Genomic DNA, 12,188 nt, shown 5'->3' with positions numbered 1-12,188 from the left:
CGTTTTTGGTACGTGCGGAGCCAAAAATGGAAACGCAGGGGCCTATCTTGGCCAGCTTCTCAAAGCCGTCTACAAACTCGGCCATTATTTTAAAGATCTGCCAGGAATCGGTAACCTTAATTTCCTGCCAATTTTTATTCTCAAATGCTTGTCTTATTTTATCTTCACCAGTCATGTTAAAAAATTAGTCCGAAAGTCCGAGAAGTCGGTGCATCCGGAAGTTATTATTCAGTTATACTACAACAAATTTGGATTTCGGTTTCGATACTAAATTACTTGGGGACTTAGCGTCTTACCGACCTTAGGGCGTGAGCTCAGCCAAAGGCCGACAAATGTAATTAATCCGTTCACAATGATCAGTTCGTTATCAAATACGTAACCGCCCAGGTATTTTTTAGATTCGGTGCTCAGGAAATAGCATATAGCGGGTGATATAAGGCAAATGAAAGGTACCAGCTTATCTTGCACCTGCCTGCTGGCCACAAACAATCCAAAGCTGTAAAGCCCCAACAGCGGCCCGTAGGTATATGATGCAACTTTAAATATGGCCGTAACAACGGCATCATTATTAAGGGCATTAAAGGCTATGATTGTCAAAAACATTAATCCTGAAAAAGCGATGTGTACGTAGTGCCGCACGCTCACCATTTTTTTGCTGTTCACGTCGTCCCGCTTATTAAAGTTTAGGAAGTCAACACAAAAGGAGGTGGTCAATGCCGTCAGTGCCGAGTCTGTAGTAGCAAAGGTAGCCGCCGTTAACCCCAGCATAAAAACCATAGCGGGTATAATGCCCAGGTATTGTAGCGCAATGGTAGGGTACAGGTAATCGGTTTTCTCTACATTGATGCCGTATCGTTGGGCGTAAATGTACAGCAAGGCGCCCACGCTTAAAAAGAATATATTGATGATGACGAACACCCCCGTAAAGCTGAACATGTTCTTTTGTGCTTCGCGGATGTTTTTAAGGCTCAGGTTTTTTTGCATCAGGTCCTGATCAAGTCCCGTCATGCCGATAGTGATGAACATCCCACCTAAAAACTGCTTGCTAAAGTGGAACTTGCTGCTCAGGAAATCATTAAAGAAAAACACTTTTGAGTAACTGCTTGCCTTGATAGCTTCGGCAGCCTGGAAGATGTTCATATTTAGACTGCGGCAGATAAAAAATATGGATAGAAAGACCGACGATACCAGGAACAGCGTTTGCAGGCTATCGGTAATTATGATTGTTTTTAAACCGCCTTTGTAGGTGTATGACCATATCAGCACCAGGCATATCAGCACCGTTGCCGCGAAGGGTATGTGGTAACTATCAAATATAAAGCGCTGCAGCACAATAACCACCAGGTACAACCTGAAGGCCGAGCCGATGGTACGGCTGAGCAGGAATATCGCAGCAGCAGTTTTATAACTCCAGGTGCCTAATGCGCCTTCAATATAGCTGTAAATAGATGTCAGTTTCAGGCGGTAGTATAGGGGCAGCAGTACCGTGGCAATGATCAAAAAACCGGCGGCATTGCCTAACACAAACTGGAAGTAGGCAAATTGATCGCCGCTTGGTGCACCAACTTTACCGGGTACAGATATAAAGGTTACCCCGCTAAGGGCAGTGCCTATCATCCCAAACGCTACCAGGTACCATTTGGAGTTGCGGTTAGCCACAAAGAAGGTATCGTTATCTGATGAATTCTTAGAGGTTAGATGCGATATGATCAGCAGCACTAAAAAGTAACCGACAATAAAAGTAAGGAGTATACCCGGCGCCATAATTATAATTGACAATGTAAGCTAAAGTAGCAGTTTGATACTTAGCAAGCAAATAAGCAGCCTGCGCAATTGTAAAAACAGGTACAACTATTAACAAAGGTTTACACTTTTTTGCAAAAAACACCTTTAAGTTGTTGAATATCAATAGTATGTAAAAATAGTGGGTTAACATAATTACGAAGGGTTCGTAGATAATTGAAACCTGGTTAAATTGCTTATTCATAGCACCTGTTGTTTATTTAAAATTAAAAAAGACGGTAATTAACAATATTTTTGCAATGCCTTACCAAGGCTGATTTGCTTACCGATACGATATGGCTAACACAACCGCCCCGATGAACCGACTGAACAAACTTTTTGCAGAAAAGGAGCATGACTTGCTTTCGATATACTATACTGCCGGTTACCCCGCTTTAAATACTACCGTTGATATTGCCGAAGCGTTGGAAAAAGCCGGCGCAGATTTCCTGGAAATAGGTTTTCCTTATTCAGACCCGGTTGCAGACGGACCTACCGTTCAGCATAGTTCTGAAACCGCGCTCAATAACGGAATGACATTGAACGTATTATTTGAGGAATTAAAAGAGCTGCGCAGCCGGGTTAACATCCCGGTTTTGCTGATGGGCTACGTAAACCCCATAGTACAGTACGGCGTTGAGCGTTTTTGTAAACAAGCAGCCGCAGTAGGCGTAGATGGTATCATTGTGCCGGATTTGCCGATGTACGAGTACGAGTTGCTGTACAGTAACCACTTTGAAGATAACAAGCTTAGCAACATATTCCTGGTTACCCCGCAAACATCCGAAGAGCGTATACGGAAGATAGATCAGTTAAGCAATAGCTTTATCTATCTGCTATCGTCCTCATCTGTAACAGGGGGCAGTTTGCAATTAACAGATAGCATTGAGGCCTACTATAAACGCGTTAAGGCAATGGAGCTGAACAACCCCGCCATCATCGGTTTTGGCATCTCTAATAACAAAACCTTTAGCAAGGCCTGCGAGTATGCCAACGGCGCTATTGTGGGCAGTGCGTTTGTAAAATTATTAGCTCAGGATGATTATATGAACAAGATCCCGGCGTTTATTAAAGGCATCAAGTCTTCGTCCTGATCTTATTTAAGATCATATAGCCGGTAAAAGCTGCCAGGGATGACGCAATAAGAATAGTAAATTTGGCTTGATTTTGAATTTCAGCATCTCCGAACGAGAGCAGCGTGATAAATATCGACATGGTGAAGCCAATGCCGGCTAACTGCCCGATCCCCCAAACCTGCACCCATTTTACCCGGTGGCCCAATTGCGATAAACGCATCTTTACCGCCAACCAGCTAAACAGCGTAATACCAACCGGTTTGCCCAGCACAAGCCCCAGTAAAATGCCTGCCGATAACCCGCTGATATGATTGCCGTTCTTTAATCCTTCTGCAAAATTGATATTACTGTTGGCCAGCGCAAAAACGGGGATGATAAAGTAATTAACCGGGTTCTCTAACAAGTGGATCAGCTTTTTTAGCGGACTGTAGTTGGCCTTGACTTTATAGGGAATAGTCATTGCAGTAAGTACCCCGGCAACTGTAGCGTGAATACCACTGTGATGAACAAAGTACCATAAAAAGATGCCCGGCACAAGATACGCCCACAGATGACGTACACCAAAACGGTTAAGCAAAAGCTGAATAGTGAAAGTAACTCCTGCCAATAGAAGATAGGTGGAATGCAGGCCTGCGGAATAAAAAATGGCGATTACGATTATCGCGCCCAGGTCATCAACAATTGCCAGCGCTTTTATAAACACCTGCAGCGATAGTGGTACTTTCTTTTTGATGACATTGATAATGGCTACCACAAAAGCGATATCTGTAGCCATGGGGATGCCCCAGCCGCCTGCATCAGGAGTGCCCCTGGTAACCAGGTAGTAAAGCAATGCGGGTATCAGCATGCCACCAACAGCTGCGAAAATGGGCAGCGTGGCCGCCCGGATGTTTGATAGTTCACCGTTTAACGCTTCGTCCTTTATCTCCAGTCCCACAAGCAGGAAAAAGATCGCCATTAAACCGTCGTTTATCCAGCTGGTGACAGTAAAAGCACCCAACTGATATTGTAGTGCGGCGTTGTAGGTGCTGCTGATGCCGCTATTGGCCATGATAAGGGCGGCCAAAATGCATACAACCAGCAAGTTTCCGCCTGTAGCGTTAGATCTGACGAACTCCTTAAACTGTTGTATATAATTAATCAATATCGGCTGATTTGAAGGCTAAAGATATCATTATAAATACTCTTCCAATATGCCTTTGCCTTCGCGGACGATCTCAAAGTCGCCGTTTGTACAATCTACTACGGTTGATGGCACATTATCGCCGTAGCCGCCGTCTATCACCATATCCACAAGGTCCTGGTACTTTTCGTAGATCAGTTCCGGATCGGTAGAGTATTCAATAATGTCATCTTCATCATGTATAGAAGTGGATAAGATAGGATTGCCTAAGGCCTTTACAATGTCACGCGCTATATTATTATCGGGTACGCGGATACCTACCGTTTTTTTGTTGGAGCTTAGCAATTTGGGCACTGCGTGGCTAGCATTAAATATAAAGGTAAAGGGCCCCGGCAGTGCCTTTTTCAATACGCGGAAGGTGGTATTGTCAATAGGCTTGATGTAATCTGATATGTGGCTTAGATCATAACAGATGAATGAGAAATTAGCCTTCTCGGGTTTAATATTACGAATACGGGCTACTTTTTCAATTGCCTTTTGATTGGTGATATCGCAGCCCAATCCATAAACGGTATCAGTAGGGTAGATGATAACGCCGCCTTTGCGCAGCACGTCGGCAACCTGCTCAATAGCTTTTTCGTTTGGATTTTCCGGATAGATTCTGATCAGCATAGTAAAATATTTCGAATGTCGGTTTTCAACGCCGAGCTTATTTGCGAACAAATTTAAGGTATATTAAAATACAAAAATGCCGGACAATTGTTACATCCGGCATTTTTAAATAGGGCTTAGCGTAAACGCTGTATTAAAATTAGTATCGGGAATCCGATATCAGGATTATGCTTGTTTAGCGAATTGTACGTTGATGATCAATTTAATATCTGAACCTAACACTACTGAACCTGCTTCAGTAACGCCATCCCAAACCAAACCAAAATCTTTACGGTTGATTTTGCCGGTTACTTCAAAACCCGCTTTTGTGTTGCCATAAAAATCGCCTGCTACACCACCATGCTCAACATCAAGGGTTACCGGTTTAGTAACATCTTTAATGGTCAAATCACCGTTTAGTTTATATTCGTCGCCATCTTTAACAAAAGATGTTGACTTAAAAGAGATTTTTGGATAAGTAGCGGCATCAAAAAATTCGCCCGCCTTAAGGTGCTCATCGCGTTGAGGTTGGTTGGTGTCGATGCTGTCCACATCTAATGAAAATTCAACTTCGGCGTTGCTAAAGTCATCATTTTCGGTAGTAAGTGTACCTTCAAAAGTTTTGAAAGAACCGGTTATGGTTGAGATGACCAGGTGTTTTACTTTGAACTGAACCTCTGAGTGCATAGGGTCTAAAACCCATTTAGTTGCTGTTGCCATAATTTTATGTTTTAGTTGTTGTTTCTTATTGAATATTATACAAATATAATAATATATGTTTAAACATCTATTATTGATTTCAATAATTACAATGTGCAGACAATATCAGTTTAAACTTATAGTCGCGATTAATGTTTAATCCAAAGAATAAACAAGGTTAAGGTTTATTTCCGCAGACAACACCTGGTCAAATTATTTCAGGCATAGATTAGCAGGATTGCTGCGTTATTGTATCAATGGCGAAAAACCTTTACCACCAGCGTACACACAACTGGATACGGCCCCTTCATAACCATCAACCAACTTGTCATTACTCCACTTTTGTTTGCCTGTTAAAAGATCAATGGTTAAAAGGTAATTCGCAGCCGGTGGAGTAGATGGCAGGCCGTTTAAGGTCGATTCAAATCTTTTATGTAAATAAACCGTGTTATTAGCGATATAACTACTCAATGTAGCGCCCTTGTTATCATCATCAAATTTTAAAATGATTGCCCCGTTAGTTGGGTTAATCAGCTGATGAGCTTCTGTTGTTGAAGAACCGTACTTTCCTGCACCGGTGTTTTGCAGTTTTTTTATGACCAATTTGTTATTCCAGGTTTGTGTGATATATTTTGAACTATCGAAAACAGCCTGGCCGCCGCCGTAGTCTATACGCCATTTTTCGGCTCCGGTTCGGTCTATAGCACTCAGAAATGTTTTTGATAAACCTGGCGGGTTGTTGAAATGGGTGCTGGTAACATAGTAAAAGTCTTTAGTTGCATATTGCAACGAGGATATCATATTTGAGGTATTAGCACCAAACGCGGGTGGTATGGCAACAGGCTTAATTGTTCCAATTGCAGTTCCAGTACTTGCATCAACCGCCGTATATCCAACCATAATTATCCCGTCGCCCAGGGCTGCTAAAGAGTATGCTGTAGATAGCCTCCATTTTAACACACCCGTGTTAGCATCCAAAGCAATCAAATTCGTTTGGTCTTGCGATACATAAATTACACCATTGTAATAATTGATTAACGAGGGCGCACCGGTTACCTGGTATTTCCATAAATACTCTTTAGTGGATTTTGTTGCATCAAGCGCGTACACGTAAAATGTAGTATTGTCTCGATAAACACCGTAAAAAGTTTGATCATGTAAAACCGGGACAGCTGCGTTATCTACAGCATCCGTCCACTTTACAGCGCCTGTTTTCATATCAATCGCGTTGATCTTATTGTTTTGCAGGCTGTATAAAAAGCCGTTGCCTGCAACCGGGTAGCTCCAGGTGGTAGCAGGGTCGGCAGGGTAGTTATATTTGGTTGATAATGAGCCGTTGACAGCATTTAACAAGTAAATAGTGGTGCCCGACTTACTATCAAATGTATTTACAAACATTATCGAATCTGGTAGTGGCGCCACCGCAAGGGTATCTGTTTTAGGCGCATCTTTTTTACATCCGGCAATTGTAACCATAGATAAAATTACCATTACGCAAATATGGATTGATTTGATTTTCATATTCTATTGCGTTTAGCACGTTCAGTTGGCGAAAATTATAAGGCCTAATCTGAATGTGGTTTTATATTTTACGTGATTTCCCTTTAATATTTAAAATATAATTTTAAGTAATAAATCCGAATCTCACAAATGTTGAATCTTAATCGGATATGGTTGACCTCGCCAATTTTTAACAAAATAGCAACAAAAAAGGGGCACAAGGCCCCTTTAACATATTATGATAGTGTTACTATTTAGCCAACACTTCTTTAACGCGATCTGCGGCATCTTTTAACAGGATAGCCGAGAAAACTTGAAGGCCCGAATTATCGATCAGGTCTTTAGCTTCTTTAGCATTGGTACCCTGTAAACGTACAATGATTGGCACCGGGATGTTGCCGATTTCATGATAAGCATCAATTACGCCCTGTGCAACGCGGTCACAACGTACAATACCACCAAAAATGTTGATCAGGATTGCTTTAACGTTAGGATCAGATAGGATAATGTTGAAACCTGCTTTAACAGTTTGCGCATTGGCTGTTCCGCCTACGTCAAGGAAGTTTGCAGGCTCGCCGCCGGCAAGTTTAATAATATCCATTGTTGCCATTGCCAAACCAGCGCCGTTAACCATACAGCCTACGTTACCGTCAAGCTTTACATAGTTAAGGTTGCTTTTACTTGCTTCAACTTCGGTAGGGTCTTCCTCGTCAGTATCACGTAAAGCAGCGTAATCCGGGTGGCGGTATAATGCGTTATCATCAATGTTTACCTTGGCGTCAACGGCCAGGATCTTATTATCAGATGTTTTTAATACCGGGTTAATTTCAAACTGTGATGAATCTGTTGCATCGTAGGCTTTATATAAAGCAGTGATGAATTTCACCATATCCTTAAAGGCATCGCCAGACAGGCCCAGGTTAAACGCAATTTTACGCGCCTGGAAGCCTTGCAAACCAACCTTAGGGTCTATTTCTTCTTTGTGGATCAACTCCGGTGTTGAGTGGGCAACCTCTTCAATGTCCATACCACCTTCGGTACTGTACATGATAATATTACGGCCTTTGGCACGGTCAAGTAAAACGCTGATATAAAATTCTTTAGTTTCACTTTCGCCGGGGTAGTAAACATCTTGTGCTACCAATACCTTTTTAACCAGTTTACCTTCGGGACCGGTTTGCGGAGTTACCAGTTGCATGCCAATAATGTTGCCTGCAATCTCTTTAACCTGATCCTGATTTTTAGCCAGCTTTACGCCGCCACCTTTACCGCGGCCGCCTGCATGGATTTGAGCTTTTATAACTGTCCAGTCCGACCCATAGTCTTCCTTCATTTTCTGAGCAGCAGCAACAGCCTCTTCAGGTGTATCTGCAACTATGCCTTCCTGTACTCTAACGCCAAAGCTTTTTAGTATCGCTTTGCCCTGATATTCGTGAATGTTCATGTTGTTTGAAGATTTGCGGTAAAGCTACTATTTTGTTTTAGAGATTTGGGTTAAAACAGTATGGTTTTGTTATAAAAAGAACTATTTTTTTGTAATTTTTTAATGATTTATTGTTGTTTTTAGAATGAAAAATCGCCGGCAGTCGCTAATTTACTAATCTGTATTCATTAAATTTGCCCATGCTAAAAGCACAATCTATTAATAAATCGTACGGGCAGCTGCATATCCTCAAAGGGGTAGATCTTGAGGTTAAAAAAGGCGAGATAGTCACCATAGTAGGGGCTTCTGGCGCCGGTAAAAGTTCTTTGCTGAATATCCTCGGCACTTTAGACAATCCGGACTCTGGTCAACTATTTATTGAGGGTGTTGAGGTTAGTAAGCTAAATAACAAGAATTTAAGCGCGTTCCGCAATCAAAAGATCGGCTTCATATTTCAGTTTCATCACCTGCTGGTAGAGTTTAACGCTATTGAAAATGTTTGCATGCCAGCCTTTATAGCGGGCGTACCTAAAGCTGATGCCGAAAAGCGGGCCAAAGAACTATTGGAAATGCTGGGTTTAGCCCACCGTATTAACCACAAACCGGCGCAACTATCTGGCGGCGAGCAGCAAAGGGTGGCCGTGGCACGTGCACTGATCAACAAACCGGCACTCATCTTCGCCGATGAACCCTCCGGTAACCTGGACTCGGTTAATGCGCTGGAGCTTCATGAATTGTTTGTGAAGCTGCGTAACGATTTCGACCAAACGTTTGTTATTGTTACCCATAACGAAGACCTGGCCGATATGGCCGACCGGACAATATTAATGAAAGACGGAAAAATAGTAGATAATATATAATTGAAAGTATTAATAACCTCCGCTACATCAGCTAAAGCACACAAGCTTAAAGGGTTTCTACAGCAACAACATGATATTTTACTTGGCGATTTTATTGAATTGCCTGCATTTATGGGTAAAACGGTTATCAAGTTGCCAAATCCTGCTGCAGATGCATATGCCCACCAGATGCTCACTTTAAGCCTTGATAATAATATTGAGCAGATATATGCCTTAACAGCATCAGAAATGAATGCCTTGGTGACCGCCGAACAACTTTTTAACGAATACAATATTAAAATTACTGATGGCAACAGTTACTTATAACGACGTTGATCCTGGTAAAAAGGCCTTTATTTTTGAGTTGGACAACGTGCTCTATCCCGAAAAGGATTACGTTTACCAGGTTTATTATTTGTTTGCCGGCTTATTGGAGTATACTGAATTAAATGATGCCAAAGCCACAACCGAAACGTTAGTTGCTGCGTATAATGATAAAGGGGAAGCCGCTGCCTTTGACGCTATTAAGGATAAGTTTGGTGTTGATGAGAAATACCGCGTTAACCTGAACGAATTGATGGTCACGGCGAAGTTGCCGCTGAAGTTACTGTTGTTCCAAAACGTGCTTACCTTTTTGCAGGATGTGGTAACAGATCGAAAAAAGGTTTTTATAGTTACCAATGGAGACCCGGCAAAACAGCTGAACAAGATCAAGCAGATAGAATGGCACGGACTGGAGCCTTACCTGATCTGCTACTTTGCCAACGAAACTGTACCTAAACCAGAGACCGACGTTTTAGAAAAGATCATGCAAGAGCATAACTTAACAAGGAGGGATATGCTGATGATCGAAAACTCGGAAACTGACAGGCTTTGCGCCGAATCAGCAGGGATAGATTGTATCAATATAAGTAATATCGTACGATAATAATAAATCACGCAATTCGTTAACCAGCATATAATTAATTAAACTATGCAAAAAGTATTTTACGCCGCTTTATTGTTTTTAATAGTCGTGGTGTCGTCATGCAAGAAAGGCAATAATGACCCGGGCACGCAACCCGGCAGCGGCGGTACCGAAATAGCGCCGTCAAAAACCGGCAGTGCGCTCGATCTGATGCGCGATTCGGTATTTTTATATGCGCAGGAAGCTTATTATTGGTATGATGGATTACCAACCTATGCCAAGTTCAACCCACGCTCTATTACTGGCAGCTCTGACCTGGCCACGCTTCAAAAAGAAGTTGATCAGATCTCGCAGTTTAAAATCAATACGGAAACAGGTAAACCTTATGAATATTATCCGGCAGAACCAGGCAGCGCTAAATACTCTTTTATTGATGAGGGCGGTGTGTCTGAATCTTTGAACGGTATCAAAGGCGATTTTGGATTTGCTCCGCTTTATGCAGATATTAATGATCTGCGTATCCGCTACGTATATCCGGGTTCGCCTGCAGATCTGGCGGGTATCAAACGTGGTTATGTGATCACCGCTATAAATGGTCGTACTGCTTTAGCCTATGATGCGGATGCCGGCGGTTCTGGCGCTAACGTGAATTTTGTGATAAATGCTTACGCAAATAGTAACAACATCACCATGACGCTTAAACGTTTTGATGGCACCACGTTTAATGCCAGCCTGGCTGTTGCAACGTATACCCTTAACCCTGTATTAAGTGAAAAAGTAATAGATGCCGGTAACGGCCGTAAAGTAGGTTATATCGTTTTCAATAGTTTTACATCTCCGGCCAATGCAAATGCTAAACTTAACCAGGCGTTTAGTGATTTTGCAACCCAGGGCGTTACCGACCTGGTTGTAGATCTGCGTTATAACGGTGGTGGTTATGTGGCTACAGCAGAATACCTGACTAACTTAATTGCCCCGGCTGCTAAGGCCGGATCGCCAATGTATTACACTTATTTCAACGATAAACTGGCTAACGGCAAAGCGTCGTTGCTTAAAAACCAGGTACGTAAAGATGGTGCAACCACCTACAATTACGCTCAGTTCGATTACTCGGTGAACGGTAACGTTGTTAATTTTACTAAAACTGGTATACCGGTTACGCTTAATAACCTTACCAAGGTGTTCTTTATTGTAACAGGTTCTACAGCATCTGCAAGCGAATTGACCATTAACAACATCCGCGCTATTAAAACACTGGATGTAAAACTGATAGGTACTACCAGCTACGGTAAGCCGGTTGGGTTCTTTGATATTGATATTAATAAATATCAAATGTATGTGCCGGAGTTTGAGACCAAAAATGCTGATTTGAAAGGCGGCTATTATGCGGGTATGACACCTGGATCAACCGAATATCCCGGTGTGCGGGCATCTGACGATGTAACCAAAGATTTTGGTGACGTTAACGAAGGTTTACTTGCACGCGCTTTAACCTATGTTAAAACGGGTACGTTTACTTCCAACTCACCGGCTATTCAGAGTTTATCTAACAAAACATTTAGTATAGACCAGGCAAGCGCTGCCGGTTTGATGCTTGATAATGACAAGTTTAAAGGGATGATCTTTAATAAAAGTAACCTTAAGCTAAAAAAATAAGCAGGAGAAAGTTTCTCATGAAGAAAGGCAGGTGAGCGATCATCTGCCTTTTTTTATTCTGCAAATTCGCGTAAATCTACCGGTACTACCCGAGATATGCCTTGCTCAACCATAGTTACACCATAAACAATATCAGTACAGGCAATGGTGCGTTTATTGTGCGATATAATGATAAATTGAGACTCCTGCGAAAACTTGCGGATGATGTTGTTGAACTTATCAATGTTGGTATCATCCAGCGGAGCATCAACCTCGTCGAAAATACAAAAGGGCGCCGGTTTAAGCAGGTATAACGAAAATAAGATTGCCGTGGCGGTAAGTGTTTTTTCGCCGCCCGAAAGCTGGTTGATAGACAGCGGACGTTTACCCTTAGGCCTGGCAATAATGTCGATATCCGATTCAAGCGGCCGCTCCGGGTCGCTTAATATCAAATCGCAGGAGTCATGCTCATTAAACAAGGAGCGGAATACCTTGATAAAGTTCTCGCGTACCATTATGAATGCAGCCATAAACTTTTCGCGGGCGGTATCGT

At 42.3% G+C, this 12,188-nt stretch carries 11 protein-coding genes and 2 pseudogenes; 5 read left to right on the top strand and 8 right to left on the bottom strand.

What is annotated here, in order from left to right:
* Window positions 1-175 (bottom strand): annotated as a pseudogene (locus tag ACE5CV_RS00625) (TIGR00730 family Rossman fold protein); the annotation flags it as partial.
* 92 nt (window positions 176-267) lie between these two features.
* Window positions 268-1,764, bottom strand: a complete 1,497-nt coding sequence (locus ACE5CV_RS00620; RefSeq protein ID WP_374948212.1) for a sodium:solute symporter — start codon at window positions 1,762-1,764, stop codon at window positions 268-270.
* A gap of 335 nt (window positions 1,765-2,099) precedes the next feature.
* Between ACE5CV_RS00620 and trpA the strand changes: the two genes are divergently transcribed.
* A complete protein-coding gene (gene trpA / locus ACE5CV_RS00615) occupies window positions 2,100-2,876 on the top strand; it encodes a tryptophan synthase subunit alpha (RefSeq protein WP_374948211.1) in 777 nt (258 codons plus the stop codon).
* On the opposite strand, the gene nhaA is transcribed toward trpA, so the two are convergent.
* The 5 genes from nhaA to sucC form a co-directional block, all read right to left on the bottom strand.
* A complete protein-coding gene (gene nhaA, locus ACE5CV_RS00610) occupies window positions 2,860-4,002 on the bottom strand; it encodes a Na+/H+ antiporter NhaA (protein WP_374948210.1) in 1,143 nt (380 codons plus the stop codon). The genes trpA and nhaA overlap by 17 nt on opposite strands.
* A 30-nt stretch (window positions 4,003-4,032) precedes the next feature.
* Window positions 4,033-4,653, bottom strand: a complete 621-nt coding sequence (locus tag ACE5CV_RS00605) for an L-threonylcarbamoyladenylate synthase (RefSeq protein ID WP_374948209.1) — start codon at window positions 4,651-4,653, stop codon at window positions 4,033-4,035.
* Window positions 4,654-4,818: 165 nt separating this feature from the next.
* A complete protein-coding gene (locus tag ACE5CV_RS00600; RefSeq protein ID WP_374948208.1) occupies window positions 4,819-5,352 on the bottom strand; it encodes a YceI family protein in 534 nt (177 codons plus the stop codon).
* 225 nt (window positions 5,353-5,577) lie between these two features.
* Window positions 5,578-6,852, bottom strand: coding sequence for a PQQ-binding-like beta-propeller repeat protein (locus tag ACE5CV_RS00595; RefSeq protein ID WP_374948207.1), 1,275 nt, complete (start codon window positions 6,850-6,852; stop codon window positions 5,578-5,580).
* 229 nt (window positions 6,853-7,081) lie between these two features.
* Window positions 7,082-8,275, bottom strand: a complete 1,194-nt coding sequence (sucC, locus tag ACE5CV_RS00590) for an ADP-forming succinate--CoA ligase subunit beta (RefSeq protein WP_374948206.1) — start codon at window positions 8,273-8,275, stop codon at window positions 7,082-7,084.
* A 179-nt stretch (window positions 8,276-8,454) separates the two neighbouring features.
* On the opposite strand from sucC, the gene ACE5CV_RS00585 reads away from it, so the two are divergent.
* From ACE5CV_RS00585 to ACE5CV_RS00570, 4 genes are read left to right on the top strand one after another with little or no spacing between them, the layout of a single operon-like run.
* Window positions 8,455-9,114 (top strand): ABC transporter ATP-binding protein, encoded by a 660-nt coding sequence (locus tag ACE5CV_RS00585; RefSeq protein ID WP_374948205.1) that lies wholly within the window; start codon window positions 8,455-8,457, stop codon window positions 9,112-9,114.
* Window positions 9,115-9,420, top strand: coding sequence for a hypothetical protein (locus tag ACE5CV_RS00580; protein WP_374948204.1), 306 nt, complete (start codon window positions 9,115-9,117; stop codon window positions 9,418-9,420).
* On the top strand, window positions 9,401-10,021 hold the full coding sequence (locus ACE5CV_RS00575; protein WP_374948203.1) for an HAD family hydrolase: 621 nt from the start codon (window positions 9,401-9,403) through the stop codon (window positions 10,019-10,021). The genes ACE5CV_RS00580 and ACE5CV_RS00575 overlap by 20 nt, the downstream gene beginning before the upstream one ends.
* A gap of 45 nt (window positions 10,022-10,066) precedes the next feature.
* A complete protein-coding gene (locus ACE5CV_RS00570; RefSeq protein WP_374948202.1) occupies window positions 10,067-11,656 on the top strand; it encodes a S41 family peptidase in 1,590 nt (529 codons plus the stop codon).
* 53 nt (window positions 11,657-11,709) lie between these two features.
* Here the strand turns inward: ACE5CV_RS00570 and ACE5CV_RS00565 are convergent.
* Window positions 11,710-12,188 (bottom strand): annotated as a pseudogene (locus ACE5CV_RS00565) (chromosome segregation protein SMC); the annotation flags it as partial.

Origin of the sequence: Mucilaginibacter sp. (assembly GCF_964263795.1) — a bacterium.
Taxonomy (GTDB): Bacteria; Bacteroidota; Bacteroidia; order Sphingobacteriales; family Sphingobacteriaceae; genus Mucilaginibacter.
This window is presented reverse-complemented; position numbering and strand designations above follow the sequence as displayed.

Bases quoted from the DNA above. Each gene is read 5' to 3' on its own strand.
- ACE5CV_RS00620 (WP_374948212.1), bottom strand. From the start codon at position 1,764: ATGGCGCCGGGTATACTCCTTACTTTTATTGTCGGTTACTTTTTAGTG.
- trpA (WP_374948211.1), top strand. From the start codon at position 2,100: ATGAACCGACTGAACAAACTTTTTGCAGAAAAGGAGCATGACTTGCTT.
- ACE5CV_RS00605 (WP_374948209.1), bottom strand. From the start codon at position 4,653: ATGCTGATCAGAATCTATCCGGAAAATCCAAACGAAAAAGCTATTGAG.
- ACE5CV_RS00600 (WP_374948208.1), bottom strand. From the start codon at position 5,352: ATGGCAACAGCAACTAAATGGGTTTTAGACCCTATGCACTCAGAGGTT.
- ACE5CV_RS00595 (WP_374948207.1), bottom strand. From the start codon at position 6,852: ATGAAAATCAAATCAATCCATATTTGCGTAATGGTAATTTTATCTATG.
- sucC (WP_374948206.1), bottom strand. From the start codon at position 8,275: ATGAACATTCACGAATATCAGGGCAAAGCGATACTAAAAAGCTTTGGC.
- ACE5CV_RS00585 (WP_374948205.1), top strand. From the start codon at position 8,455: ATGCTAAAAGCACAATCTATTAATAAATCGTACGGGCAGCTGCATATC.
- ACE5CV_RS00575 (WP_374948203.1), top strand. From the start codon at position 9,401: ATGGCAACAGTTACTTATAACGACGTTGATCCTGGTAAAAAGGCCTTT.
- ACE5CV_RS00570 (WP_374948202.1), top strand. From the start codon at position 10,067: ATGCAAAAAGTATTTTACGCCGCTTTATTGTTTTTAATAGTCGTGGTG.